The organism is Nocardioides sp. Leaf285 (assembly GCF_001422955.1).
In the GTDB taxonomy this organism is placed as follows: domain Bacteria; phylum Actinomycetota; class Actinomycetes; order Propionibacteriales; family Nocardioidaceae; genus Nocardioides; species Nocardioides kribbensis.
In genome coordinates this window covers 774958-801248 of record NZ_LMNH01000001.1, presented here as the reverse complement: position 1 = coordinate 801248, position 26291 = coordinate 774958, and the positions used below count along the sequence as shown (strand labels likewise).

Annotated in this window: 23 protein-coding genes; 10 read left to right on the top strand and 13 right to left on the bottom strand. The window is 74.9% G+C overall.

What is annotated here, in order from left to right; translation table 11 throughout:
* Nucleotides 1-16: 16 nt before the first annotated feature.
* Nucleotides 17-469: a dUTP diphosphatase gene (gene dut / locus ASF47_RS03715; RefSeq protein ID WP_056862590.1), complete on the bottom strand. Its 453-nt coding sequence runs from the start codon at nucleotides 467-469 to the stop codon at nucleotides 17-19.
* A gap of 124 nt (nucleotides 470-593) precedes the next feature.
* On the opposite strand from dut, the gene ASF47_RS03710 reads away from it, so the two are divergent.
* Both ASF47_RS03710 and ASF47_RS03705 read left to right on the top strand, forming a co-directional pair.
* Nucleotides 594-1103 (top strand): DUF3093 domain-containing protein, encoded by a 510-nt coding sequence (locus ASF47_RS03710; protein ID WP_056862589.1) that lies wholly within the window; start codon nucleotides 594-596, stop codon nucleotides 1101-1103.
* A 20-nt stretch (nucleotides 1104-1123) separates the two neighbouring features.
* Complete coding sequence (locus tag ASF47_RS03705; protein WP_056862588.1) at nucleotides 1124-1447, top strand: DUF4235 domain-containing protein; 324 nt, start codon at nucleotides 1124-1126, stop codon at nucleotides 1445-1447.
* Between the two features lie 113 nt (nucleotides 1448-1560).
* Here ASF47_RS03705 and ASF47_RS03700 read toward each other — a convergent pair whose 3' ends face one another.
* The 3 genes from ASF47_RS03700 to ASF47_RS03685 all read right to left on the bottom strand — a co-directional run bounded on the left by ASF47_RS03700 (nucleotide 1561) and on the right by ASF47_RS03685 (nucleotide 4113).
* A complete protein-coding gene (locus tag ASF47_RS03700; protein WP_056862587.1) occupies nucleotides 1561-1851 on the bottom strand; it encodes a DUF4193 domain-containing protein in 291 nt (96 codons plus the stop codon).
* 196 nt (nucleotides 1852-2047) lie between these two features.
* Nucleotides 2048-2941 carry an inositol monophosphatase family protein gene (locus tag ASF47_RS03690; RefSeq protein ID WP_056862585.1) on the bottom strand — a complete coding sequence of 298 codons (894 nt, stop codon included), beginning with the start codon at nucleotides 2939-2941 and terminating at the stop codon, nucleotides 2048-2050.
* On the bottom strand, nucleotides 2938-4113 hold the full coding sequence (locus ASF47_RS03685; protein WP_235558608.1) for a ferrochelatase: 1176 nt from the start codon (nucleotides 4111-4113) through the stop codon (nucleotides 2938-2940). Before ASF47_RS03685 ends, ASF47_RS03690 begins: the two co-directional genes overlap by 4 nt.
* A gap of 132 nt (nucleotides 4114-4245) precedes the next feature.
* Between ASF47_RS03685 and ASF47_RS03680 the strand changes: the two genes are divergently transcribed.
* Nucleotides 4246-5589 carry an MFS transporter gene (locus ASF47_RS03680; RefSeq protein WP_156697708.1) on the top strand — a complete coding sequence of 448 codons (1344 nt, stop codon included), beginning with the start codon at nucleotides 4246-4248 and terminating at the stop codon, nucleotides 5587-5589.
* Nucleotides 5590-6081: 492 nt separating this feature from the next.
* Here ASF47_RS03680 and ASF47_RS03670 read toward each other — a convergent pair whose 3' ends face one another.
* Nucleotides 6082-6729 carry a trimeric intracellular cation channel family protein gene (locus ASF47_RS03670; RefSeq protein WP_228942373.1) on the bottom strand — a complete coding sequence of 216 codons (648 nt, stop codon included), beginning with the start codon at nucleotides 6727-6729 and terminating at the stop codon, nucleotides 6082-6084.
* A gap of 231 nt (nucleotides 6730-6960) precedes the next feature.
* On the opposite strand from ASF47_RS03670, the gene sepH reads away from it, so the two are divergent.
* Together sepH and ASF47_RS03660 are read left to right on the top strand one after the other, a co-directional pair.
* Nucleotides 6961-8067 (top strand): septation protein SepH, encoded by a 1107-nt coding sequence (gene sepH / locus ASF47_RS03665; RefSeq protein WP_056862582.1) that lies wholly within the window; start codon nucleotides 6961-6963, stop codon nucleotides 8065-8067.
* Nucleotides 8068-8197: 130 nt separating this feature from the next.
* Nucleotides 8198-10198 carry an SDR family oxidoreductase gene (locus ASF47_RS03660; RefSeq protein WP_056862581.1) on the top strand — a complete coding sequence of 667 codons (2001 nt, stop codon included), beginning with the start codon at nucleotides 8198-8200 and terminating at the stop codon, nucleotides 10196-10198.
* 31 nt (nucleotides 10199-10229) lie between these two features.
* On the opposite strand, the gene ASF47_RS03655 is transcribed toward ASF47_RS03660, so the two are convergent.
* Nucleotides 10230-11123, bottom strand: coding sequence for a sulfurtransferase (locus ASF47_RS03655; protein ID WP_082499950.1), 894 nt, complete (start codon nucleotides 11121-11123; stop codon nucleotides 10230-10232).
* A gap of 53 nt (nucleotides 11124-11176) precedes the next feature.
* Between ASF47_RS03655 and ASF47_RS03650 the strand changes: the two genes are divergently transcribed.
* Nucleotides 11177-11863, top strand: a complete 687-nt coding sequence (locus ASF47_RS03650) for a thymidine kinase (protein ID WP_056862580.1) — start codon at nucleotides 11177-11179, stop codon at nucleotides 11861-11863.
* A gap of 66 nt (nucleotides 11864-11929) precedes the next feature.
* Here ASF47_RS03650 and ASF47_RS03645 read toward each other — a convergent pair whose 3' ends face one another.
* The 5 genes from ASF47_RS03645 to ASF47_RS03625 form a co-directional block, all read right to left on the bottom strand.
* Nucleotides 11930-13102, bottom strand: a complete 1173-nt coding sequence (locus ASF47_RS03645) for an alkaline phosphatase family protein (RefSeq protein ID WP_056862579.1) — start codon at nucleotides 13100-13102, stop codon at nucleotides 11930-11932.
* Between the two features lie 8 nt (nucleotides 13103-13110).
* Nucleotides 13111-13698 (bottom strand): DUF5998 family protein, encoded by a 588-nt coding sequence (locus tag ASF47_RS03640; protein ID WP_056862957.1) that lies wholly within the window; start codon nucleotides 13696-13698, stop codon nucleotides 13111-13113.
* A 157-nt stretch (nucleotides 13699-13855) separates the two neighbouring features.
* Nucleotides 13856-14470: a sulfotransferase family 2 domain-containing protein gene (locus ASF47_RS03635; protein WP_056862578.1), complete on the bottom strand. Its 615-nt coding sequence runs from the start codon at nucleotides 14468-14470 to the stop codon at nucleotides 13856-13858.
* A gap of 60 nt (nucleotides 14471-14530) precedes the next feature.
* A complete protein-coding gene (locus ASF47_RS03630; RefSeq protein ID WP_056862577.1) occupies nucleotides 14531-17233 on the bottom strand; it encodes a bifunctional acetate--CoA ligase family protein/GNAT family N-acetyltransferase in 2703 nt (900 codons plus the stop codon).
* Nucleotides 17234-17470: 237 nt separating this feature from the next.
* Nucleotides 17471-17755 carry a GIY-YIG nuclease family protein gene (locus ASF47_RS03625; RefSeq protein ID WP_056862576.1) on the bottom strand — a complete coding sequence of 95 codons (285 nt, stop codon included), beginning with the start codon at nucleotides 17753-17755 and terminating at the stop codon, nucleotides 17471-17473.
* Nucleotides 17756-18004: 249 nt separating this feature from the next.
* On the opposite strand from ASF47_RS03625, the gene ASF47_RS03620 reads away from it, so the two are divergent.
* The 3 genes from ASF47_RS03620 to ASF47_RS03610 all read left to right on the top strand — a co-directional run bounded on the left by ASF47_RS03620 (nucleotide 18005) and on the right by ASF47_RS03610 (nucleotide 23211).
* The gene (locus ASF47_RS03620; protein WP_082500028.1) at nucleotides 18005-20566 is read left to right on the top strand and encodes a DNA gyrase/topoisomerase IV subunit A; all 2562 of its coding nucleotides are present in this window, start codon (nucleotides 18005-18007) and stop codon (nucleotides 20564-20566) included.
* Between the two features lie 4 nt (nucleotides 20567-20570).
* Nucleotides 20571-21347 (top strand): LppX_LprAFG lipoprotein, encoded by a 777-nt coding sequence (locus ASF47_RS03615; RefSeq protein WP_056862575.1) that lies wholly within the window; start codon nucleotides 20571-20573, stop codon nucleotides 21345-21347.
* Between the two features lie 97 nt (nucleotides 21348-21444).
* Nucleotides 21445-23211, top strand: coding sequence for an MFS transporter (locus ASF47_RS03610; protein ID WP_056862574.1), 1767 nt, complete (start codon nucleotides 21445-21447; stop codon nucleotides 23209-23211).
* Between the two features lie 89 nt (nucleotides 23212-23300).
* On the opposite strand, the gene ASF47_RS03605 is transcribed toward ASF47_RS03610, so the two are convergent.
* Nucleotides 23301-24224, bottom strand: a complete 924-nt coding sequence (locus ASF47_RS03605; protein WP_056862573.1) for a class I SAM-dependent methyltransferase — start codon at nucleotides 24222-24224, stop codon at nucleotides 23301-23303.
* A 113-nt stretch (nucleotides 24225-24337) separates the two neighbouring features.
* Between ASF47_RS03605 and ASF47_RS03600 the strand changes: the two genes are divergently transcribed.
* A complete protein-coding gene (locus ASF47_RS03600; RefSeq protein WP_228942381.1) occupies nucleotides 24338-24832 on the top strand; it encodes a beta-class carbonic anhydrase in 495 nt (164 codons plus the stop codon).
* Nucleotides 24833-25267: 435 nt separating this feature from the next.
* Here the strand turns inward: ASF47_RS03600 and ASF47_RS03595 are convergent, their stop codons facing one another.
* Nucleotides 25268-26281, bottom strand: a complete 1014-nt coding sequence (locus tag ASF47_RS03595) for a GNAT family N-acetyltransferase (protein WP_162242259.1) — start codon at nucleotides 26279-26281, stop codon at nucleotides 25268-25270.
* Nucleotides 26282-26291 lie beyond the last annotated feature (10 nt).

The following is a 26291-nucleotide window of genomic DNA, read 5'->3' as shown; positions in this document are numbered from 1 at the left end:
GAGGTGCGGCCCTGGGTCAGCCCTGGCCGAAGCCTCCGGTAGAACCGTAACCCCCCTGGCCGCGCTCGCTGTCGGGGAGCCGGTCGACCTCGACGAAACGCACCCGCTCGACGCGCTGCACGACCAGCTGCGCCACCCGGTCACCGCGTCGCAGCAGGATCGGCTCGCCCGGGTCGAGGTTGACGAGGAGCACCTTGACCTCGCCCCGGTAGCCCGCGTCGACGGTGCCCGGGCTGTTGACGATCGACAGGCCGTGGCGCGCCGCGAGGCCCGAGCGGGGGTGCACGAGCCCGACGTAGCCCTCCGGCAGCGCCAGCGCGATGCCCGTGGGCACGAGCGCGCGCTCGCCGGGGGCCAGCGTCACGTCGACGGTGGTCAGCAGGTCGGCGCCCGCGTCACCGGGACGGGCGTACGCCGGCAGCGCCAGGTCGGCGTCGAGGCGCACCACGGGCAGCTCGAGGTCACTCATGGCCCGGACCCTAGCCCCGCGCGAGGCCGGGCCGCGCCGCGCACGGCCCTCCCGGTCGGCCCCTGCGCGGCTCGCACCCGCCCCAGGTCGCCGCGGGGCGGGCGGGAGTGGGAAACTGGGCCCCGTGACCCCGACCTACCGCGAGCGACTCGCCGTGCCCCTGCGCTGGTGGGTGCAGGGCACGATGCTCGTCGCCTCGCTCTGGCTGGCCGTGGTCGTCGCTGTGCCGGGCGTGGTGGCCTGGGTCGTCGCGGGCCTCTCGGTGGCCCTCATGGCCGCCCTCCTGCTCGCCTACGGCAACGCCGTCATCAGCGTCGCCGGCGGCGAGCTGCGTGCGGGCCGCGCCCGCATCGGTCTGGAGCACGTCGGTGCCGTGGAGCCGCTCACCCCCGAGGCGGCCCGCCTCGCGGCCGGTCGGGACGCCGACGCCCGCGCCTTCCTGCTGCTGCGGCCCTACCGCAAGCGCGCGGTGCGGGTGCACCTCACCGACCCGGCCGACCCCACGCCGTACTGGCTGCTCAGCACCCGGCGTCCCGACGCCCTGGCCGCCGCGCTCACCGCGGCCGCGGCGTCGCCCCGCGGGGCGCACGGACCGGGCCCGACCACCGCGCAGGGTGAGCAGCACGCCGGCTGAGCGGCGGTAAGGTCGGCGTCATGGCATCTGGTGGCTCCTCCAAGATCTGGTCCGTCTTCTCCCTCGCCGCGGCGATCGGCGCGGCGACGGTGGCCAAGAAGACCCTCAACACCTCGTGGAAGGCCGCGACGGGCAAGAACCCGCCCGCCAACCCCGCCGACCCCGACGTGGAGATCTGGGAGGCCGTCGCCTGGGCGGCCGCGAGCGGCACCTTCATCCAGATCGCACGCATGCTGGCCGCCCGCAAGGCCGCGCACTACTACGCCAAGTCGACCGGCCACCTGCCCGCCGAGCTGCAGAAGGACGGCCAGGACGCCTCCAAGGCCTCCACGCCCACCAGCTGACCCCGGCCTGGGACCAGCTCCGCACGGCCGGCACGACACGAGGGCCGCACCCTGGGGTGCGGCCCTCGTCGTGTCGTGCGGCGCAGCGCAGGCCGTGCGCGGCGCGGGCGTGCTCACTCGCAGTCGAAGCAGATCATCTTCTTGCTGTCGGCCAGCTGCGAGCGGTGGTGCACCAGGAAGCAGCTCATGCAGGTGAACTCGTCGTCCTGCTTGGGCTTCACCTCGACCGCGAGCTCCTCGTGCGACAGGTCGGCGCCGGGGAGCTCGAAGGCCTCTGCGGCCTCGGCCTCGTCCTCGTCGACCTTGCCGGAGTTCTTGTCGTGGCGACGCGCCTTGAGCTCTTCGATGCTCTCCTCGGACTGGTCTTCCTCGTTCTTGCGCGGTGCGTCGTAGTCAGTCGCCATCGTCAGTCACTCCCCTCGTCCTGCCGGTCGGTCCTCGTCGGCGCCAGATTGTGCACCATCGGGTCCGGCTCGCGCACACCGGTCTGGTGTGGCGACGCGTGAACATCCGGTGACGTCACGCTATTCCTGGTGTCCGCCCACCGGTTCCCCGTCGTGGCGCCGGCCGACCGGCTCGTCCCGGCCGCGTCGGCGCAGGTCACAGCCCTGCTCCGGTGGCGGTGGGGGGCGTGGCGGGGGCGGTGGGCCTGCCCGCGGCGAACCCGGCGCCGTGCACGGCGTCGCGGAAGGTGTCGAAGGTCTCAGCGCCCGCGGCGACCATGAGCGGCAGGCCACCGACCCCGGTGAGCAGTTCCGTGCGCGCGCCCGCCAGCCGGGCGACGAGCCCGCCGGCGGCGTGGTCCCAGGGCTGCACGCCCTCCTCGACGTAGGCGTCGAGGCTGCCCTCGGCCACGGCGCACAGGTCGAGCGCGGCCGAGCCCAGGCGGCGTACGTCGCGCACGCGCGGCAGCAGCTCGACGAGGGCCCGCGCCTGGAGCACCCGCACGCTACGGTCGTAGGAGAAGCCCGTGCCCACGAGCATCTCCGCGAGGGGCTGGGCGGCGCGCACCGCGATCGGCTCGCCGTCGCGGGTCGCCACCGCGCCCGTGCGGTCGTCGGCACCGGCCGGCCCGGTGTGGGCGAGGTAGGTGTGCCCGTCGGCCACGTTGAGCACCACGCCGGCGACCACCTCCCCGTCGCGCTCGGCCGCGATGGAGACGGCGTACTGGCGGATGCCGTAGAGGAAGTTGACCGTGCCGTCGATGGGGTCCACGACCCAGCGCACCCCGGAGCTGCCGGCGTGGTCGTCGCCCTCCTCGCCCAGGATCGCGTCGTCGGGGCGGTGCTCCAGCAGGCGCTGACGGATGAGCACCTCGCTGGCGCGGTCGACCTCGGTGACGATGTCGATGTCGCTGGTCTTGGTCGCGGCGACCTCGACCCCGCGCGCCCGACGCTCGCGCACCAGCTCGGCGGCCTCCCGGGCCACCGCGAGGGCGATCGCGGCGAGGTCCGCGGGAGCGGCCGGTGCGGAGCGGTCCGCGGGACCGCTCACGCGACGACCACGGCCTGGCCCGGCACGGTGGCCGCGGCGTCGGCCGGCACCGGGTCGGAGCCGCACAGGGCGGGACGCTCGGCGCGGGGGTTGGAGCAGCAGGTGCGGGGGCAGCGGTCCCACATCGGCCCGGTCGAGCCGACCGCCGCGCGGGCGACCTCGCCGCCGCGCTCGACGGTGGCGCGCTCGACCAGCAGGTCGCGCACGGCGGCCACGAAGCGCGCGTCGGTGCCGGCGGTGGCGGCGCGCCGCGCGGGCAGGCCCAGCTCGGCCGCGGTCTCCATGGCCTCGGTGTCGAGGTCGTAGATGACCTCCATGTGGTCGGAGACGAAGCCGACCGGCACCATCACGACCGCCGGGACGCCGTCGCCGTGCAGCTTCTCGAGGTGGTCGTTGACGTCGGGCTCGAGCCACGGGATGTGCGGGGCGCCCGAGCGCGAGCAGAAGACCAGCTCGTGGGGGTGGGTGCGGCCGGTCTCCTCGGCGACGCGGCGGGTGATCACGTCGGCGACGTCGAGGTGCTGGCGCACGTAGGCGCCACCGCCCTGCTCGGGCGGACCGCTGGCGTCGTTCATCGACAGCGGGATCGAGTGGGTCACGAAGGCCAGGTGAGCGCCGTCGCGGACGTCGTCGGGGAGGTCGGCCAGCGCGGCCAGCACGGCGTCGACGTTGGGCTCCACGAAGCCGGGGTGGTTGAAATAGTGACGCAGCTTGTCCAGGCGCGGCGCCCCCTCGAGGCCCTCCACGGCGTCCCAGAGGTTCTCGCGGTACTGCCGGCAGCTGCTCCACGAGGAGTAGGCGCTGGTCACGAAGCAGGCCGCGCGGGTCACGCCGTCGGCGGCCATCCGGGCCAGGGTGTCCTTGAGGTAGGGGTCCCAGTTGCGGTTGCCCCAGTAGACCGGCAGGTCGATGCCGGCCTCGGCCAGGTCGGCGCGCAGCGCGGTCAGGAAGTCACGGTTCTGGTCGTTGATCGGCGAGCGACCGCCGAAGAGGTGGTAGTGCTTGCCGACCTCCTCGAGGCGCTCGCGGGGGATGCCGCGCCCCCGGGTGACGTTCTCCAGGAAGGGCACGACGTCGTCGGGGCCCTCCGGGCCGCCGAAGGAGACCAGCAGGAGGGCGTCGTACGGGGTCACGTCGACGTCGGTCAGGACATCCGCGGGGTCGTTGCTCACGCCCTTCATCGTAGGTGCGCGGCCCCGGCGTCCCTCACCCCTCGGGCTCGCCTCGGCGCCGGGGCGTGCGACCCGTGTCACGCCCCGGCTGGGATTGGTCCCGCGTCCCCGGCGCGACCTAGGCTCGCGGTGATGCTGTCGTCCTACCAGCGGGTGCTGCGCGAGCCGGGCGCCCTGCTCTTCTCCCTGACCGGTCTGGTCGCTCGCCTGCCCATCTCGATGGCCGGCCTGGGCATCGTGCTGCTGGTCGAGGCCTCTACCGGCTCCTACGGCGTGGCCGGTGCGGTCTCGGCGGCCTACATGGTCGCCAACGCGCTGCTGGCGATCGCCCAGGGCCGCCTGGTCGACCGGCTCGGCCAGGGCCTGGTGCTCAGCACCGCCAGCGTGCTCTTCGGCGTCGCCATGGTGCTGCTGGTCTGGTCGGTGCAGGACGGCTGGCCGATGGCCACCACCTACGCCGCGGCGGCGGTCGCGGGCGGAACTCTGCCCCAGATCGGCTCCTGCGTGCGCGCCCGCTGGTCCCACGTGCTCTCCCGGCCCGCCGACGTGCAGACCGCCTTCGCCCTCGAGGCGGTCGTCGACGAGGCCTGCTTCATCCTCGGTCCGATCACCGTGACGCTGCTGGCCACCGCGGTGCACCCGGTGGCCGGCCTGGCCGTCGCGGTCGTCGCCGGTGTCGCCGGCGGTCTCTTCTTCGCCTCGCAGCGCGCCACCGAGCCGCCCCGGCAGCGCCACGACGCCGCCACCGGGCCCCGCCCCGCCATGCCGTGGCGCACGGTGGCCCCGCTCGCGGTCGTCAGCGCGGCGCTCGGGGTGCTCTTCGGCGCCGCCGAGGTCACCACCGTCGCCTTCTCCGAGGAGCAGGACGCCAAGGCCTGGGCGGGCGCGCTGCTCGCGCTGTGGGCGCTGGGCAGCCTGCTCTCAGGCGTCGTCACCGGGGCCATCACCTGGCGCCGCGGCCCCGCCGTGCGGGTGCGGTGGGGGTCGCTGGCGATGGCGGCGGCCATGGTGCCGCTGCTGTTCGTCGACTCGATGGTCGCGATGGGCCTGCTGCTGCTCGTGGGCGGCGTGGCGATCGCCCCCACGCTGGTCGCCACCCTCTCGCTCACCGAGCGCACGGTGCCGCCCGGACGCCTCACCGAGGGCATGGCCATCATGCAGACCGGCCTCGTGGCCGGCGTCGCGCCCGGTGCGACGCTCAGCGGCGTGGTCGTCGACGCCCGTGGGGCCTCCGCCGCCTACCTCGTGCCGGTGGTGGCCGGGCTGCTCGCCGCCGTGGCCGCCCAGCTGCTGCCCCGCGGCGACGACGCGGAGCCCACCGCCGCGTCGGCAGGCGACGCCCCCCACGACGACCTCACCCGCGGCGACACCACCGCCGGTGCCGGCGCCGCGACGGCCGCCGCGACCGACCCCGGTGGTCGCGCCGTGCCGAGCTCCGCCCCCGTCGAGCCCGACCCGCTGCGGCCGCCCGGCTGAGGCGTCCGGCTGAGGGGTCCGGCTGAGGGGTCCGGCTGAGGGGTCCGGCTGAGGGGTCCGGCTGTGCCGCGGTCGGGGGCCCTCGACGTCCGGACCGGCCGGCCAGCCAGGACCGAGAAGTGGCGGCGAACGACAGCCTCGAGACCCTCCGACCCGTCGTCTGCCGCCACTTCTCTCCCCACCGGGAGGACAGGTGTGCGCCACACCCGGCCGAGCGAACCGCAGGGGCGTGGCTCGACGCCGCGGTCCGGCGGGCCTCGCCGTCCGGACCGGACCGCCGGTCGGGCGAGTGACCCAGGACCGGGAAGTGGCGGCGAACGACAGCCTCGGGGCCCTCCGACCCGTCGTTCGCCGCCACGTCTCGCACCACCGGGAGAACAGGGGTACGCCGCACCCGGCCGAGCGAGCCGCTGGGGCGTGGCTCGACGCCGCGGTCCTCCTCGTCGTGGAGCCCGACGGCTGGCTGGTCGGCTGGCCGGGCCTGGAGCTGGCCTAGACGCTGGCCGAGCCGCGCGGCAGCGGCGCCTGCCACCCGCGCCACACCGCGAGCAGCCGCCAGGCCAGGCAGACCGCGGCGCCGGCGACCGAGACGGCCACGGTCGGCAGGTCGGCGCGCACACCGACCACGGCCACGGCGCCGCCCGCCAGCGCCGGGATGGCGTAGAGCTCGCCGCGGAACACCACCGGCACGCGCCCGGCCAGCACGTCGCGCACCATGCCGCCGCCCACCCCGGTGGCCATGCCCAGCAGCGCGGCGGGCAGCGGACCGAGGCCGTAGTCGAGGGCCTTCAGCGCACCCGCCACGCAGAAGAGCGAGAGCCCGAAGGCGTCGAAGACCGTCACCAGGCGCTCCATGCGGCCCAGCGCGGGGTGGTGGACGAAGGTGACCAGCCCGGCGGCCAGCGGCACCAGGAGGTAACGCCAGTCGGCCAGGGCCGCGGGCGGCACCGCCCCGATCAGCACGTCGCGCAGGAAGCCGCCGCCGAGCCCGGTGACCCCGGCCAGCACGATCACGCCGAAGACGTCGAGGTCCTTGCGCACCGCCACGAGGGCCCCGGAGATGGCGAAGACGAAGATGCCCAGCAGGTCGAGGACCACCAGGGTGGCGGCCAGCGTGCTGCTGGGGTCCGACGTGCTCACGCCCGGAGGCTACCGACGCGCGACCGGTTGCGCGGAAAGCGCGCGGACGCCGTCACCGCAGGTCAGGTACGTCGACCGGGCACCGGGGCGGGCCGGGCCGCCCCGCGGCGGCGGGTGCGCGCGGCACGACCACCGGGCCGCCCCCGGTGCGGCGGCGTCCGTCGTACCGGTCCCGGCGGGCGCGCCGAGCCAGTCCGCGCCCGCGGGGTGGTGCTGGCGTAGGCTCGGTCCATGGTGCACCTGACCCTCGCCGGCGTGAGCGAGGACGGGAGGCACCTGCTCCTGGTCAGTGACGCCGGGGTCGAGTTCACCCTCGACAACGACGCACCCCTGCGAGCCGCACTGCGCGCAGAGACCTCACGCACCGGTCAGTTGGAGAACACCATGGACAGCGCCCTCCGCCCTCGCGACATCCAGGCCCGGATCCGGGCCGGGGAGACCCCCGAGGCCGTCGCCGAGGCCGCCCGCACCAGCCTCGACCGGATCATGGCCTACGCCGGCCCCGTCCTCGCCGAGCGCGAGCACGTCGCCCAGCGCGCCCAGCGCTCCTCCGTACGCCGCCGCGGCGGCGACGGCTCCACCGCGCGGACCCTCGGCGACGCCGTGGCCACCCACCTGCGCGCCCACAACGTCGATCCCGACCAGGTCGAGTGGGACTCCTGGCGCCGCGAGGACGGCCGGTGGTCGCTCGTGGCGCAGTACACCGCCGCCGAGCGCCAGGGCACCGCCGAGTTCACCTTCGACCTGCCGGGCAACTACGTGCTGCTCGACAACGACGACGCGCGCTGGGTCGTCGGCGAGGCCGTCGCCACGACGCCCGCCCCCGAGGCCCACGACGACCTCGAGCGCGCCCGCCAGCGCCGCCTGACCGCCGCGCCCGACTCCCCCGGGGCCCCGGGTGCTGGCGACACCGACCCGGCTCCCGGCGCCCGCGCGCCGCGCACCCGCGTCGACCACGCCGACCAGGAGCTCCCGCTCGGCGACGACGCGATCGAGATGGTCTCCCCCACCGACGCACCCGCAGCGGCACCCGCTGAGACCCCGGCCGCCGGGCGGCCCGCCGCGCGCGCCGCCGACCTCGGGTCGGAGGCGCCGCCGGAGGCCTTCCTCGACACCGCCGCACCCCGCGCGCGCCCGGACGCCCCCGACCTCGACGCCTCCGAGCGCGAGGAGGCCGCCGACGCCGCGGCCCTCGACGACGCACCGGTCGAGCCGGCTCCGGAGCCCACCCCCGAGCCCGCGCCCGAGCCGGTGCGGCGACCGGTGAAGAAGAGCCGCGGCCGCGCCTCGGTGCCCAGCTGGGACGAGATCATGTTCGGCGGCGGCAAGCAGGACTGAGCGGCTCGCCGCCCCCTCGTCCGAGCCGGTCGCGACGTCACCGGGCCCCCACCCGGGGCCGCGCCGGCGGAGCGACGGACGACGCCGTCGACCCGCGGCACAGCGGCCTGCCTGCGAGTACCCTCCCGCCATGTCGTACTTCGTGACCGGCGCCACAGGGTTCATCGGCCGCCACCTCGTCCAGGAGCTCCTCGACCACCGCGAGGGCACGGTGTTCGTGCTGGTGCGAGCCGGCTCGATGGAGCGCATGGAGGCGCTGGTGCGCCGCTGGGGCTCCGAGCGCGTGGTGCCCGTCGTCGGCGACCTCGGCGAGCCCGGCCTGGGCGTCGCGGCGTCGTGGGTGGCCGAGCACGCCGGCGAGGTCGACCACCTCTTCCACCTCGCCGCGATCTACGACATGACCGCCGACGACGCCACCAACGAGGCGCTCAACGTCGGCGGCACCCGCCACGCCCTCGAGCTGGCCTCGGCCCTGCGCGTCGGCTGCTTCCACCAGGTCTCCTCGGTGGCCGCGGCCGGGGAGCACCGCGGGCGCTTCGACGAGACGATGTTCGACGAGGGCCAGCACCTGCCCTCGGCCTACCACCGCACCAAGCACGAGTCGGAGCGGATCGTGCGCGAGGAGGCGACCGTGCCGTGGCGGGTCTACCGCCCCGCGATCGTCGTCGGCCACTCCCAGACCGGCGAGATGGACAAGGTCGACGGCCCCTACTACTTCTTCCCGCTGATGAAGCGGCTGCGCGACGCCCTGCCGTCGTGGCTCCCCGTGGTCGGCGTCGACCTGGGCGACACCAACGTGGTGCCGGTCGACTACGTCGCGGCCGCCATGGACCACCTCGCCCACCTGCCCGGCCACGACGGGGAGGCCTTCCACCTGGTCAACCCCGAGCCGCAGCCCGTCGTCGACATGGTCAACGCCTTCTGCGCCGCAGCCGGGGCCCCGACCTTCGCGACCCCGCTCGACCGGCGGGTCACCACGGCGGGCCCCCTGGGCCGGCTGCCCGGTGCCCTGCGCCCCACCGCGCTGCTGGGCAAGGTGGTCGGCAACGGCCTCGTGCAGGCCGTGCTGGACCCGGTCACCTCGCGTGCCGGCGTGCCGGCCGAGGTGCTGGCCCACACCAGCTTCAGCGCGGTCTTCGACTCCCGCCGCACCGAGCGCGCGCTGGCCGGCTCCGGCATCGCCGTGCCCGACCTGGAGTCCTACGCCCGCACGCTGTGGGGCTACTGGGAGGAGCACCTCGACGAGACCACCGGCCGCGACCGCGCAGCGCGCCAGGCGCTGCAGGGCAAGCACGTGGTCATCACCGGCGCCTCCTCCGGCATCGGCCAGGTCACCGCCCTCAAGGTCGCCCAGGCCGGCGGGGTGCCCGTGCTCGTGGCCCGCGGCAAGGACAAGCTGGAGGAGACGCGCGCGGTCATCGAGCGGCGCGGCGGCAGCGCCCACGTCTACCCCTGCGACCTCTCCGACCTCGAGGCCATCGACGCGCTGTGCGCCCAGCTGGTGGCCGACCTGCCCTCGGTCGACTTCGTCGTCAACAACGCCGGCCGCTCCATCCGTCGCTCGCTGGCGCTGTCGCAGGACCGCTTCCACGACTTCGAGCGCACGATGCAGCTCAACTACTTCGGCGCGATCAGGCTGGTGATGGGCCTGCTGCCGACCATGCGCGAGCAGGGCCGCGGCCACGTCGTCAACGTCTCCTCGATCGGTGTGCAGACCAACCCGCCGCGCTTCTCGGCCTACGTCGCCTCCAAGGCGGCGCTCGACTCCTGGAGCAACGTCGTCAGCTCCGAGCTGGTGGGCGACGGGGTCACCTTCACCGGCATCCACATGCCGCTGGTGCGCACGCCGATGATCGCGCCGACCAAGATCTACGACAAGTTCCCCACCATCTCACCGGCGCAGGCCGCCGACCTGGTCGTCACCGCGATGGTGGAGCGCCCCCACGAGATCAACACCGCCCTCGGCAACGCCGGGGCCGTGGTCCACACGCTGGCCCCCAAGCTCGCCTTCCGGGTGCTCAACATGGCCTACCACGTCTTCCCCGACTCCGCCGCGGCCCGCGGCGACGGCACCGCCCGGGAGTCGGAGCAGATCATGCTGGCGCGGCTCTTCAGGGGCGTGCACTGGTGACCTCGGGGCCCGGGGGCGCCCCGGGCGCGGCTCACCCGCGCTCGACCGGACGGGTCGGGTCGGTGACCCAGCCGCTCCAGCTGCCGGGGTAGAGCGCCGCGCGCACCCCGGCCAGCTCCAGGGCGAGCACGTCGTGGGCGGCGGTGACCCCGGAGCCGCAGTACGCCGCCACCTCGGCGCCCGGCACCGCGCCCGCGGCGGCGTAGACCTCGGCCAGCTCCGCCGGCGGGCGGAAGCGGCCGTCGGGGCGGAGGTTCTCGCTCGTCGGCACGTTGACCGCGCCGGGCACGTGGCCGGCCACCGGGTCGACCGGCTCCACCTCGCCGCGGTAGCGCTCGGGGGCGCGGGCGTCGAGGAGCACGGCCACGTCCGGCACGTCCTGCGGACCCACGATGGGCAGGTGCCCCGGGTCGGCCGCCAGGTCGCCGGGGACGGGCGTCACGGGCCCGGTCTCGACCGGGCCGCCCGCCGCGACCCAGGCCGACCAGCCGCCGTCGAGCACGCGCACGTCGGGGTGGCCGTGGAAGCGCAGCAGCCACCAGGCGCGGGCCGCGGCCCGACCCGACCAGTCGTCGGCCACGACCACCGGCCGGTCCCGCGACACCCCGACCCGGCGCATCGCGGCCGCGAAGGCCTCGGGCCCGGGCAGCGGGTGGCGCCCACCGCCACCGGGCCCGGTCTCCGGTGGGCCGGCCAGGTCGGCGTCGAGGTCGACGTACGCCGCCCCGGGCACGTGGCCGGCGGCGTGCTCCCGGCGGCCCGGCGGACCGCCGAGGCGCCAGCGCACGTCGAGCACCGTGACCTCCCCGAGCCGCGCGCGCAGCTCCTCGACGCCGATCAGCGGGGCCTGGACCCGGTCGCTCCCCCGGTGGCCGAGCAGGTGGCCGGGCCGGTCGCTCCCCCGGCCGGTCTGGTGGTCGCTCATGGCGCCCATCCTGCCGCGTGCGGCCCGGACGCGGCGTGACAGGATCACCCCTCGTGGCCGAACTGCACTTCTTCACCGGCACGATGGACTCCGGCAAGAGCACCCTCGCGCTCCAGACCAACCACAACCACGCCGCACGCGGCCGTCAGGGCCGCATCTTCGTCACCCGCGACCGGGCCGGCAACGGCCAGGTCTCCAGCCGGCTGGGCCTGGTGCACGCCGCTCTCGAGGTCGACCCCGACTTCGACTTCTGGCGCTACGTCGTCACCTCGCTGACCCAGGGCGGGCGCATCGACTACCTCATCTGCGACGAGGCGCAGTTCTACACCGGCGACCAGATCGACCAGCTGGCCAAGGTCGTCGACGAGCTCCAGATCGACGTCTTCGCCTTCGGCATCCTCACCGACTTCCGCACCCAGCTCTTCCCGGGCTCGGCCCGCCTGGTGGAGCTCGCCGACCGGATGAACGTGCTGCAGGTCGAGGCGCTGTGCTGGTGCGGCAAGCGCGCCACCCACAACGCCCGCACCGAGAACGGCGTGATGGTCACCGAGGGCGAGGTGATCGTGGTCGGCGACGTCGAGCAGACCGCGGCCGAGGACGGCACGCCGGCCACCGCGGCCCCCGAGTCCGACGCCGACGTCGCCTACGAGGTGCTGTGCCGCCAGCACCACCGCCGTCGCCTCACCGCGGCGCGCGCCAAGGCGGTCTCGCTGGCCCCCGAGCCGCTGCCCTTCGGCTGACCCGACGCGACCCGGGCCGGCCCGGCCGGAGCCGGGACCCCCGGAGTCGGGACCGCCCGCACGGGGTCAGTCGATCAGCACCGGGATGAGCATCTCGTCGGGCGTGAGCGACCCGTGGAAGCCCACCAGGCCGGTCTCGTAGGGGAAGTCGGTCGACGAGAGCACCACGGTGTCGCCGTGGCAGGCCACGACGACGTCGCCGTAGCGCGGCAGCACCGACGACGACACCTCACCGAACCAGCCCCGCGCCACGGCGTCCTCACGGGCCAGCACCTCGGCCCGGTCGCCGAGCACACCGCGCCAGGCGGCCACGACGTCGTCGACGGCGCCGCGCTGGCAGTAGAGCTGGCGGAAGCGGGCCTCCCCGCCCAGCAGGGCCACCCCGTCGCGCAGCGCGTCGACGACGTCGACGTCGACGCGGGTGTCGTCGGGGGCGTCGACCATGCCGTGGTCGGCGACGACCAGCAGCCGCACGTGGGTGGGCAGCGCCTCGCGCAGCTGCTCGGCCTCGGCGTCGATCATGGCCAGCTGCTGGAGCCACTGGCTGGAGGCGACGCCGTGGCGGTGCCCGGTCCAGTCGAGGTCGCCGTCGTAGAGGTAGGTCAGCGACGGGCGCTGCGCCGAGGCCGTGACCGCGGCGGCGATCCGCTCGCCGACCTTGTCGGCGCCCACGTAGTCGGCCCCGCGGTGGGCGGCGACGGTCAGCCCGCTGCCGGCGAACTCGCGCTTGTTGACCACCGTCACCGAGGCCCCCGCGGCGCCGAGGCGTGCGAAGGCGGTGCGCTGCGGCTGCCACTCGGTGGGGTCGACCTGCTTCGACCACTGCAGCGCGTTGAGCAGCCGGTCGGTGCCGGGCACGCGGGAGGTGAACCCGACGACGCCGTGCGCGCCGGGCACGAGCGCGGTGCCGAGCGAGGTCAGGCTCGTGGCGGTGGTCGACGGCACCCCGCAGGTCGCGGCGGCATGGCCCTGGGCCAGCGCGGAGAGGTACGGCGCGGCGTGCGCGTGCCGCTCCAGCAGACGAGCGCCGAGGCCGTCGACCAGGAAGACGACGTAGGCCGGCGCGTCGGGCAGCAGCAGCCCCGCGGGCCGCCCACCCGCGAAGAGATCGCCCGGCAGCCCCAGGGCGCCCGCGACGGCCGGCACAACGTCGCCCAGCGAGCCCACGCCGTACGCCGGCTCCAGGAAGCGCGCGTCGCGGGGTCCGGGCGGGGTGGTCCCGTCGGGGGCGGGGGGCACGTCGGGCCTCAGGCCAGGTGGGTGCGCGCCGAGAGCTCCTCGGCGAAGGCGAGAAGGCCGGCGACGGCCTCGCCGCCGTCGGCCGCGGCCGAGACGCGCAGCGAGAAGTCGTCGGAGGCGAGGACGCCGGTGTAGCCGTGGTCGGCGTCGCACTGGGGGTCGGAGCAGCCGGCCGGCTCGAGGTCGAGGCGGCTCACGCCGCCCCAGCCGATGGTCATGACGGCCTCCGCCGGGTGGCTGGGACCCGACGTGGGGTTGGCGACCATGCGGGTGACGACCACCGAGGTCACCGACGAGAGCCGCACGGCCTCGGTGGAGGTCGAGGTGTAGGGCTCGGGCAGCAGGTCGTCGCCGGCGTGCTCGTCGGTGTGGGCCAGCACCAGGCGCGAGGGCGTGAGCACGATGACGCTGAGGTGGCGGCGCACCTCGTCGTGCTCGAAGGTCGGCTCGTGGTGGACGAAGAAGGCGAGCACCTGCTCGCCGGCCACGGCGGTGGCGACCCCGTCGGAGACGACCTCGGGGTAGTAGCCCGTGCGGTCGATGGCCGCCCTCAGCTCCCGGGTGCGGTCGCGGTCGTCGGTCCGGGCAGCGCGCATGGTCGTCAGTGTGTCACGGGCGGCTGCGGACCCCGCCGCGGGCGCCGCGGGCGTCGCGACCGCGCGCGACCAGCGCCGCGGACCCCGTCGGCGCGCGGGGTCCCGGTGGTCGGGCTGCCGGTCGGGCTGCCGGTCGGGCTGCCGGTCGGGCACGGCGTTAGAAGGAGTAGCCGAAGACGGCGATGTCCTTGGCGAACACCGACTCCACGCGCCGGCGCATCGCGTCGGTGTACTCGTCGTGGTAGTCGGGGCGGGACTTGTCGACGTTGACGCTCTTGAGCGGGGTCCAGGGCAGGTCGAAGCGGGCGAAGACGGCCCGCAGGTCGGCCTCGAGGGTCTCCTGGCGCCCGATCATGTCGGCGCGGCGGGTGCGGGTGGTGAGGTAGCGCACCTGCGGCGTCTGGAGCCGGGTCCACTCGTCGAGGCCCTTCATGATGAAGGTCTCGAAGTCGGGGCAGCTCTCGGCGACGCCCTGCATGAACTGGTTCTTGCGCTCGATGACCTGGGTGCCGTCGCGCTCGGTGTCGCGGAAGCGCTCGACCATGCGGAACCACGACAGCATCCGCGCCCACGGGTTGCGCACGAAGCCGACGGTCCAGTACGGCGTGAGGTCGGGCTCGGCGCGCAGGATGCCGCCGAGCATCGCGTGGCGGTCGATCCCCTTGACCTGGCGGGCGTCGGGGAGCGCCGGCTCGAGCGCACGCTGGATGGTCGAGCCGCCCGTCTTCTGCACGTGCACGAAGAGCAGGCGCGCACTGTCGGAGATCACCATGGCCGGGATCCTACGGCGTGACGGGGCCCGGCCCGCCACGCGCCCCGCGGCGGCGCGCGGTCAGTTCGGGATGGTGTCGCCGGGGGCGCTGGGCAGGCGCCGCACGAACCAGTCGGAGCGGGCGTCGGCCACCGGGTCGATGCGGGCGTGGCCGGTCAGCACCGAGGCGCCGTGGGGCCCGGCGAGCACCAGCGGCAGCTCCAGCGAGCTGATCTGCGGGTGGTCGTTCTGCAGCTGGGCGACCCGCCGGATGAGCCACTCGACCTCCCCGATGTCGACCACCTCGCTGCCGCGGTAGCCGAAGAGCATCGGGGAGGACTTCACCTCGCGCACCATGGCCGCGGCGTCGCGCTCCCCCAGCGGCGGGATGCGGTAGGCCTTGTCGCCGAGCAGCTCGATGATCGGCCCGGAGATGCCGAAGGAGACCACCGGGCCGAAGAGCGGGTCCTCGATGCTGCGCACGGCCACCGGCACGCCGACCGGCGAGGTCTTCTGCACCACGAAGCCCGACTCGACCGGGTCGCCGATGAGGGTGGTGAGCGACTGCCAGGCGTCGGCCATCTCGCGCCGGTCGTCGATGTTGCGCCACACGTGGGAGAGGTCGGGGCGCTCGCGCAGGTGCTCGGCGGTGGCCTTGAGAACGACGTCCCAGCCCAGCTCGTCGGCGGCCGCGGTCGCCTCGTCCAGGGTGTGCACCGGGTGGGCGGTCCACAGGTCGATGCCGTAGGTCGCCAGCAGCTCGCGCAGGGCCGGGGTCGGCACCTCGAGCCCGTCGGGGTGCTCGGCGAGCAGCTCGTTGAGCAGGTTGCGCGCACCGATCTGGTCGACGGCGTCGGGGTCCGGCGGCACCCCGTCGGGGGTGCGCAGCCACACGGCGTACTCGACGACGTGGGCCAGGGCCCGCACGGCCGCCTCGACGGCGGGGTAGGACGGCACCGAGCCGCGCCCGGCCGTCGAGCCGGCGACGTCGGGCACGCGCAGCAGCTCGGGCACGCCCTCGACGCCGAGGAAGGTCGAGACGAGCGGCTTGTCGGACTGCTCGCCGATGGCGGCGAGCACGTTGGCGACCTCCTCGCCCGAGACGTTGAGCGGGGGGATGTAGACCGCGACGACCGAGTCGACGTCGGGGTCGTCGATGGCGGCGTCGAGGGCGTCCTCGAAGTCGTCGGCGCCGGCCTCGGCGCCCAGCGCGACCGACTTGTTGACGACCAGCCCGACCGCGGCGGCGGCGTCGGCGGCGAGCAGCCCCAGGGCGTCGGAGTTGCCGACGATGGCCACCCGGCGCCCGCGCGGCAGCGGCTGGTGGGCCAGCAGCTGGGCGACGTCGAACATCTCCTCCAAGGCGTCGACCTGGATCACCCCGGCCTGGCGGAACATCGCGTCGACGGCCTGCGGGGGCGCGGCGATCTTGCGCACGGCGTGGCCCATGGGCACGCCCTGGGTGGTGCGGCCCGAGCGCACGGCCACGATCGGCTTGCGCAGCGAGACCCGCCGGGCGATGCGCGAGAACTTGCGCGGGTTGCCGATGGACTCCAGGTACATCATCACGACCTCGGTGGAGTCGTCCTCCTCCCAGTACTGCAGGAGGTCGTTGCCCGAGACGTCGGCGCGGTTGCCCGCGCTGACGAAGGTCGACAGGCCCAGGCCGCGGTTCTGCACCTTCTCCAGGATGGCCGAGCCGAGCGCACCGGACTGGCAGAAGAAGCCCGCGCGACCGCGCGGCGGCATCACCGAGGACAGCGAGGCGTTGACCGAGACCGCCGGGTCGGTGTTGATGACGCCCAGGCAGTTGGGGCCGATGAGGCGCAGGCCGTAGGAGCGCGAGAGCCCCACCAGGCGACGCTGGCGCTGGCGGCCCTCCTCGCCGGTCTCGGCGAAGCCCGAGGAGATGACCACGAGCCCGTGCACGCCCTTGGCCGCGCAGTCGAGCACGACGTCCTGCACCGCGTCGGCCGGCACGGCCACGATGGCCACGTCGACGTCGTCGGGGATGTCGGAGACCGACTTGTAGGCCGGCAGCCCCGACACGGCGCCGGCGGTGGGGTTGACGGCGTAGACGCGCCCGGTGAAGTCGCCGTTGACGAGGTTGCGCACCAGGGTCTGGCCGATCGTGTCCTGGCGGCGGCTGGCCCCGACGATGGCCACGGAGCGGGGGTTGAAGAAGCGCTCGATCGAGGCGGCCTCGGCGCGGTGCTCGCGCCCGTGCATCACGCCGACCGCCGTGTCGGTGGGCGCGATGGGGAACTCCAGCTGCAGCACGCCGTCCTCGTACTCGCTGGCCACGCGGTAGCCGGCGTCGCGGAAGGTCTGGATCATGCGGCTGTTGTCGGGGAGGATCTCGGCGACGAACTTCTCCAGGCCGCGCTCGCGCCCGGCCTGGGCCAGGTGCTCGAGCAGCAGCTGCGCGATGCCGCGGCCCTGGTGGGCGTCCTCGACGAGGAAGGCGACCTCGGCCTCCCCCGGGCGCACCAGGTCGTAGCGGCCCACGGCGATCATCCGCTGCTGGAGCAGCAGCACGAAGGCGACGCGGTCCTGGTGGTCGACCCGGGTGAAGCGCTCCACGTCGCGCGGCGAGAGCTGCGGCATCGGGGAGAAGAACCGGTAGTACTTCGACTGGTCGGAGACCCGGGAGTAGAACTCCACCAGCAGCTCGGCGTCGTCGGGCGTGATCGGCCGGATGTGGGCCGATCGGCCGTCGCGCAGCAGGACGTCGGCCTCCCAGTGCCGCGGGGGTGCGGGGATCGGTGCCGAGGAGGTGTCCACGCCCCGAAATCTACCGGGTCCCGCCTCCCCCGGTGGTTGAGGAGGGAGCGCCAGCGACCGTCTCGAAACCACCCCCCGACCACGGTGGTTGAGGAGGGAGCGCCAGCGACCGTCTCGAAACCACCCCCCGACCACGGTGGTTGAGGAGGGAGCGCCAGCGACCGTCTCGACACCACCCCCCGACCACGGTGGTTGAGGAGGGAGCGCCAGCGACCGTCTCGAAACCGCCCTCGTCCCTCACCCGCGACGCGCGCGGCTCGCGAGTCGCGGCAGCAGCTCGAACTCGCCTCTGATGAGCGCCTCGCGCTTCGCGCGGCGCCACCCCTGGATCTGCTTCTCGTAGCGGAACGCCTCCTCGATCGAGGCGTACTGCGCCGACCAGACGAGCCGCACCGGCCGCCGGCGCCGTGTGTAGGCCGCACCGACCCCTGCGTCGTGCTCACCGATGCGGCGCTCGAGGTCGACGGTGCTGCCGGCGTAGAAGGAACCGTCGGCGCACTCGAGGATGTAGGTCCAGCCCATGACTCGACCCTCGTTCAGACTCGGGACGCCGACAACCGGCTCGGGGCGCGCCTGTGGAGAACCGCGGCCGTGGTTTCGAGACGCTCGCCAGGGCTCGCTCCTCAACCACCGGGGCGGCAATCGTGGTTTCGAGACGCTCGCCAGGGCTCGCTCCTCAACCACCGGTGACGGGCTCGCTCCTCAACCCCCGGGACGGCGCGCGGCGTGGGGGTGCGCGGATCGTCAGCGGCGACCGGGACAATGGGCCGCATGGCCAGGCGTAGCGCTCCTCCCCCGCCCTCCGACGACTTCGAGGAGCACATCCTCGACATCGACGTCGGCGACGAGATGCGCAGCAGCTTCCTGGAGTACGCCTACTCCGTCATCTACTCCCGCGCGCTGCCCGACGCCCGCGACGGCCTCAAGCCGGTGCAGCGCCGGATCCTCTACACGATGAACGACATGGGCCTGCGCCCCGACCGCGGCCACGTCAAGAGCGCCCGCGTCGTGGGCGAGGTCATGGGCCGGCTGCACCCGCACGGCGACAGCGCCATCTACGACGCGCTGGTGCGCATGACCCAGCCGTGGTCGATGCGCGTGCCGACCGTCGACGGGCACGGCAACTTCGGCTCGCCCGACGACTCCCCCGCCGCCATGCGCTACACCGAGTGCCGGATGGCCTCGGCCGCGGTGGCGATGACGGCGAGCATCGACGAGGACACCGTCGACTTCCGGCCCAACTACGACAGCCGCGAGATGGAGCCGTCGGTGCTGCCCGCGGCGATCCCGCACCTGGTGGTCAACGGCACCACCGGCATCGCGGTCGGCATGGCCACCAACTGCGCCCCGCACAACCTGGTCGAGGTCGTGCAGGCGCTGCGCCACCTCATCACCCACCCCCAGGCCGGCGTCGACGACCTCATGCGCTTCGTGCCCGGCCCCGACCTGCCCACCGGCGGCAAGATCGTGGGTCTCGACGGCGTCCGGGACGCCTACGAGACCGGGCGCGGCACCTTCAAGATGCGTGCGACGGCCCGCATCGAGACCATCGGGCGCCGCAAGGGGATCGTGGTCACCGAGCTGCCCTACGGCGTGGGCACCGAGAAGGTCGTCGAGCGGATCAAGGTGCTCGTGCAGGGCAAGAAGCTGCAGGGCATCTCCGACATCAAGGACCTCACCGACCGCGACAACGGCCTGCGCCTGGTGATCGAGGTCAAGAACGGCTTCCACCCCGAGGCGCTGCTCGAGCAGCTCTACAAGATGACGCCGATGGAGGACAGCTTCGGCATCAACAACGTGGCGCTCGTCGACGGCCAGCCCCGCACGCTCGGCCTCAAGCAGATGCTCGAGGTCTTCCTCGCCCACCGCTACGAGGTCGTGCGACGCCGCTCGCAGTTCCGCCGGAACAAGAAGGCCGAGCGGCTGCACCTGGTCGAGGGCCTGCTCGTGGCCCTGCTCGACATCGACGAGGTCATCCAGGTCATCCGCACCAGCGACGACACCGCCGCCGCGCGGGCCCGGCTGATGGAGGTCTTCGACCTGAGCCTGAGCCAGACCGACTACATCCTCGAGATGCAGCTGCGCCGGCTCACCCGCTTCAGCCGCATCGAGCTGGAGAAGGAGAGCGAGGAGCTGCGCCGCGAGATCGAGGACCTCGACGCGATCCTCGGCGACGAGGCCATGCTGCGCCGGGTGGTCTCCGAGGAGCTGGCGGAGGTGGCCACGACCTACGGCACCCCGCGCCGCACCGTGCTGCTGGAGTCGGCCGGCACGACCGTCACCGCCGCGAGCGTGCCGCTGGAGGTCGCCGACGACCCGTGCTTCGCCTTCCTGTCCTCCAGCGGCCTGCTGGCCCGCTCGAGCAACGCCGAGCCCCCGGGCGTCGGCGGTGGGCGCACCAACCACGACGTCGTGGTCTCGGCCGTGGCCACCAGCGCCCGCGGCGAGGTCGGCGTGCTGACCTCGCAGGGCCGGCTGCTGCGACTGGGCGTCCTCGACCTGCCGGTGATCCCCGCCTCGGCCAACGACCCCAACCTCCAGGGCGGGCTGCCGGTGAGCGAGATGCTCCAGCTCGCCCCCGGCGAGCGGCCCCTAGCGCTGTGCACCCTGGCCACCGACGGCCCGGGGCTCGCCCTCGGCACGCGCCAGGGCGTGGTCAAGCGGGTCAACCCCGAGGTGCTCAACCGCGACGAGTGGGACGTCGTGCGGCTCGCCGACGGCGACGAGGTCGTCGGGGCCGCCGAGCTCACCACCGGCGAGGAGACGCTCTGCTTCGTCAGCACCGACGCCCAGCTGCTCCACTTCCCCGCCGAGGCGGTGCGGCCCCAGGGCCGCACCGGCGGGGGGATCGCGGGCATCCGGCTGACCTCGGGGCAGACGGTCGCGTGGTTCGGCGTGGTCGACCCCGCGGCGCCCGAGGGCTCCGTGGTCGTCACCGCGTCGGGATCCTCCACCGCGCTGCCCGGCACCGAGCCCGGCTCGGTCAAGGTCGCGCCGTTCACCGAGTTCCCGACCAAGGGCCGCGCCACCGGCGGCGTGCGCTGCCACCGCTTCCTCAAGGGCGAGGACACCCTCGTGCTCGCCTGGGCCGGCACGGCCCCCGCCCGCGCCGCCGCGGCCAGCGGCGCCCCGGTCGACCTGCCCGAGGCCACCGGACGCCGCGACGGCTCCGGGGTGCCGGTGGCCCAGCCGGTGGCGGCCGTGGCGGGCCCCGTCGGTGCGCGGGTCGCCCCGACGGGCGGCTCGACCGGTCGCGGGACGGACGGGCCGGGGGACGGCGCCGACGACGGCGCGGGAGTCGGGCCGTCGGCTCCCGACGGTGTGGAAGGCTGATCCCATGCGTCTGCCCCGTCGTGCCCGCGTCGGCACCCCCGCCCCCCACCCGGCCCGCGCGGCCTCGGCCCGCCGCTCGGCCGGGCTCGCCGCCGGCGCCGTCCTGCTGACCGCGCTGAGCGCCTGCACCGGTGGCGGGGGCTCGGGGGCCGCCGGCGACGACGACGCGACCCCCGAGGAGGTGCTGGCCCAGGCCAAGGAGCAGCTCGACTCCACCCCGGGCGTGCACGTGGTCCTGACCTCCGACGGCCTGCCCGAGGGCGAGACCGGCCTGGTGGGCGCCGACGTGGTCGGCACCCACGAGCCGTCGCTGGCCCTGGAGGGCACCATCACCGTGCGCCTCAGCGGCATCGAGCCGGTCGTGCCGATCGTGGCGGTCGACGGCGAGACCTACGCCCAGCTGCCGCTGACCTCCGACTACCAGGTCGTCGACCCGTCGGACTACGGCGCGCCCGCCGACCCCGCGCAGCTGCTGTCGACCGACGCCGGGTTCTCGTCGCTGCTGACGCAGACCACCGACGTCGAGGCCGGTGACCAGGTGCGCGGCGGCGAGGACAACACCGAGGTGCTCACCGAGTACACCGGCACCGTGCCGGGCACCGCCGCCGCCAACATCCTGCCCACCGCCGAGGGCGACTTCGACGTCGCCTACACCGTCACCGACGACGGCGAGCTGCGCCAGATGGTCGTCACCGGAGCCTTCTACGGTGGCGACGACCAGGTGACCTACACCGTCGACTTCGACCAGTACGGCATCGAGCAGGAGATCACCGCCCCGTGAGGCCGGCGTGAGCGCCGGGTCGGCCGGGTCGGCGGGGTCTGCGGGGGCGGCCGGGCCGGCCGAGGGAGCGGGCCACCCCGGGCGCGCGACGCGCGTCATGCTCACCGTCGCCGCGGTCGCGGTGGCCTTCGCAGCCGCCGACACCTACGTCGTGGTGCTCGCCCTGGTCGACATGATGCGCGGGGTCGGCCTCTCCCCCGACCAGCTGCAGCGGGCGGCGCCGATCATCTCCGGCTTCCTGCTCGGCTACGTCGCGATGCTGCCCCTCATCGGCCGCATCGCCGACCTGCGCGGGCGGGTGCCGGTGCTGGTGGCCTGCCTGGTGCTCTTCGCCCTGGGCTCGCTGGTCACCGCGCTGGCCTACGACCTGCCCAGCATGGTCGCCGGCCGCTTCCTGCAGGGCGTCGGCGGCGGCGGTCTCGTGCCGGCCACGCTGGCCCTGGTGGCCGACCTCTACCCCAAGGACCGTCGCGCCGTGCCGCTCGGACTGGTGTCGGCGGTGCAGGAGATCGGCAGCGTGCTCGGTCCGCTGCTCGGCGCCGCCGTGCTCGCCGTGGCCGACTGGCGCGCCATCTTCCTGCTCAACCTCGCCGTCGGGCTGGTCCTGGCCGCGGCGGTGCGGGTGGTCGCGACCCGCACCGGTGGTCTCGCCGACCCGGGGCCCGGCCCCGGCGCGAGCGGAGGGCGCGACGTACGCCGACGGCTGCCGGACCCGCTCGGGGTGGTGCTGGCGCTGGCCGTGCTCGCCCTGGGGGCGCTGGTGTTCCTGCGGCCCACCCAGGTGCTGCGCGACGTCACCTGGGGTCAGGTCTTCATCCCCTACGCCGGTGACGGCCGCTGGCTGACCCCGGCCGGCGTGGCGACCATGGTGGCCCTGCTGCTCCTCGTCGTGCGCTGCGCGACGGCCCGCCACCCGCTGGTCGACCTGCGCGCGTGGACGCGGAGCCTGCGGGAGGCCGACGTCGTCGGCGCGCTGTTCCTCGCCGCGGCGCTCGGCGGGGTCATCCTCGCCTTCGCCACGGCCGACCCCAAGATCCAGGTCTTCTCCGACCAGGGGCTGTGGTACCTCCTCGGGGCCGGCGTCGCTGCCCTCGCGCTGGTCGTGCACCTGCGCCGCAGCCCGGCCCCGCTCGTGCCGCGCGGTGCGCTGCGCCGCACCCCCGCGTGGGGCGCGGTGCTGGTCTCCTTCTTCGTGGGCGCGGCGCTCATCGCCGCCCTCATCGACGTGCCGCTCTTCGCGCGCACCACGGCCTACCCCGACTCCCAGCTGATGGCGGCGCTGGTGCTGCTGCGCTTCCTCGTCGCGCTCCCGGTCGGGGCGGTGCTCGGCGGCTACCTCACCCGCAGCGTGCCGGCGGGCGTCGTCACCGCCGGCGGCATGGCGCTGGCGGCGATCGGCTTCGTGCTGATGTCGCGCTGGGACCTCGACACCCTCGAGGGCTGGTCCTACACGATCGCCCTCGTCGTCGCGGGGCTCGGCTTCGGCCTCGCGCTGGCCCCCGTCAACGCCGCCGTGCTCGCCGCCACCGACGACGCGGTGCACGGCCTGGCCAGCGCCATGGTCGTCGTGGCCCGCATGGTCGGCATGCTGGTCGGCATCTCCGCCCTCACCACGATCGGCCTGCGCCGCTACTACGCCGAGGAGGAGTCCATCCCCTCCATCGTGGAGGTCTGCGGCGAGGGCGTGGGGCGGTGCCAGGAGTTCAGCGACCTGCTGCGCCTGGCGGGCATCGCCCAGGAGCAGACGGTGTTCCTCGGCGCCGCGGTGTGCGCCGCGATCGCCGGCGTGCTCGCCCTGGTGGTCCTCCGCACCGCCGACACCCGCTCGGTCGACGCCGCCACGCTGCCGCCCCGCGGGGCCTGACTCCGCCCGCCCCGGACGCGCACGTCATGCGCATCGTGGAGTCGCATCCACCCTTCGCACGACGTCCCCCGTGGGCGGCGGCGGTCGCCTCAGCCCCGACGACCGACCGCCAGCAGGGCCTCGGTCTCGAAGGCGAGCTCCCCGTCGTGCACGAGGGCCGCCACGTGGTGGTCGTAGGCGGCGCGCAGCCGGAGGCGGGTCGCGTCGTCCTGGGCGCACACGGTGGCGCCGATGCCGCCGATGCCCGCGCTGGCGCCCTCCCACAGCGACGCCGGGTCGCCCCGGTGGGTCCACCGCACCGCCTCGACCGCCACCTCGAGACCCGTCGCGGCCACCAGGTCGGCCAGACCGTCGGGCGTGCGAGGGAAGTCGCGGTCGGGCGGCAGCCCCACCGAGGGCGGGGTCACCACCCCGGCGTCGGCGAGCACGGCGGCCCAGAGCCGCGACTGCGTGTTCTGCCCCGAGGGCCAGATCGTCACCGCGAGGCGCCCACCGGGCGCCACCAGCCCCGCGAGCTCGGCCACGCCGGCGCGCGGATCGGCGAGGTGGTTGACCACGAAGCCCGCCACGACGACGTCGAAGGCGCCCTCGTCGTACGGCAGACCGGGCAGGCCCGCCCGCGCCACGTCGGCCTCGGGCACCGCCCGCTCGGTCCACGCCACCATGGCCGCGTCGGGGTCGACCGCGGTGACCTGCGCGCCACGGGCGACGGCGGCGGCCGCCACCGACCCGGTGCCGGTGCCGACGTCGAGCAGCCGCGGGCGACCACGACCACCGGTGCCGGTGACCGGTGCCTCCGGCCCGCTCGCAGCACGCCGCGGCGACAGGTCGTCGCGACCGACGTCGGCGGCGTCGAGCAGCGGCTCCACGGCACCGGCGCAGAGCAGGGCGAAGGTCCGGGCGTAGGTCGCGGCCACGTCGGACCAGCCGACACCCGTGGCCGGGTCACGCAGCGGCCCGCCGTCGGAGGGTGCGGGGCGGTGGGGGGCGGTCTGGCCGGGCTGGTGGGGCACCGGGCGAGGCTAGCGGCGCCCGGCGCGGCGAGCGGCGTCGGTGTGACCTGTGTCGCGGTCCACGGTGCGACAGCGCCCTCCCCCACCGTGGCGTCCTCCGCTAGTTTCGGGGTGTGGCTGACTTCGACGACCTGATGAGCGCCAACCGCACCTTCGCCGAGGACTTCCGCTACGGCGGGTTCGACGGCGTCGCCGCAGCCGGTGTGGCCCTCGTGACGTGCATGGACTCGCGCATCGACCCCCTCGGCATGATCGGCCTCGTCCCCGGCGACGCCAAGATCTTCCGCAACCCCGGCGGGCGGGTGACCCCGCAGGCCCTGGAGGCCCTCGTGCTGGGCGTGCACCTGCTCAACGTGCAGCGCGTGCTCGTGGTGCCCCACACCCGCTGTGCCGTGGCCAGCAACTCCGAGGCCGAGCTCCGCGAGCGCGTGGCGGCCTCCGCGGGCCAGGACGCCTCGTGGCAGCAGTTCCACGTGGTCGAGGACCAGGTCGCCGCGCTGGCCGAGGACGTCGCCAAGGTCCGCAGCCACCCGCTCGTGCCCGACTCCGTGCTGGTCGGCGGCTTCCTCTACGACGTCGACTCCGGGCTGCTCGAGCAGAAGGTCTGACCCTCCCCTGCCCTCCCCTGCCCGCCCCGGACGCACCGGGGGGCCCCGCAGGCATCCGTGGGTTGATCGAACATTCGATCAACCCACGGACGGCCCCAGGAGGCTGAGCACCCCGTCGGTCTCCGCGGTGCGACGCTCAGCGAGCGTTTCGGCCCGGCACAGCCCCGGCACAGCCGACGGGCGTTGCCTGGGGGCATGGACATCGTCAGCACCACCGCCCCCGACCAGCCCGTCGCCGACCCGGCGTCCTCGCTCGCCGAGACCGGAGCGCTCCGGGCGGCGGCGGCCCCGGGGACGGCGACACCGCCGTCACCCTGCCCGGGGTCGTCACGCTCGGCACCGAGCGCCCCGGCCGCTCCTGGTACGTCGTGCCCCCGGCCCGGCCGCACCCCACGGCCGCGGCCTAGGCGCTCCGCCCGGCGGCCGGACCGGCCGTCACCGCAGCCGCCCGAGCACTACCTGGTCGTCGCGCACCCCGGCACCCAGGACCCGCCAGCCCTCGCGCTCGTACAACCGGCGCGCAGGGTCCCCGGGGTCCGCCGTGGTCATGAGCAGCAGCCGCTCGTGCTCGGTGGAGTCCACGAGGGCACGCAGCAGCGCCGTACCGAGGCCGCGCCGACGCGCGTGCGCGGACACCGCCAGGCTCACCACCTCCAGGTGCCCGCCGAGCCACGTCGCGGCCGTGGACCGCGGGAGCCGCCGCTCGACCTCGTCGGTCCACCACTGCCCACGCTCACCCGTGTAGGCGTGGGCCGCACCGACCAGGGTGTCCCCGTCGTGGGCACGGACCACACGGAAGTCCTCGCGCGACCGGTGCCGCAGCCAGATGTCCCGGAGCCACGCCGCGTGGTCCTGGGCGTCGCCGAAGACCTGCTGGTAGAGCGCCCACACCTCCCGCCCGACCCCTGGTCCGGGCTCGGCCGTCACCCGCACGCCACGAGCCGACCGCACCGCGCCCGCCACGGCGACCACGTCCACCGGCCCCGTCGCGTCGACCTCGACCACCGGCCAGCCGCCCGCGACCGGCTCCAGCGCCCGACCGCCCCACAGCTCGTCCTCGTCGCGGCCCACGGCGGGGTCGGTCGAGGCGGCGGCACGCTCGGCGTAGCGGCGCCGCAGCACCGCCGTGGGGGCCGACAGGTGCACCTCCACCACCGCCCCCGGGAGCGCGGCGAGACGGGCCCTGGCCCAGTCCTGGTCGACCCAGACGCTGTCGAGCACCGTGCCGGTGGCGCCGCCCTCGGCCACGGAGGCCTCGGCGAGGTCCACCAGGGCCCGCACCGAGGCCCGGCCGAGGCGTCGCGACGCCTCGACGTCGTCGCCGCCGTCGGGGTCGAGGCTGCGCCTGAGGGCGTGCTTGAGGACGTCCTTGGCGAGCAGCGGAAGACCCAGCTCGCGAGCCAGCCGGGATGCGAAGGAGGACTTGCCGACGGCCGGTGGGCCGCTCACCACGACATGC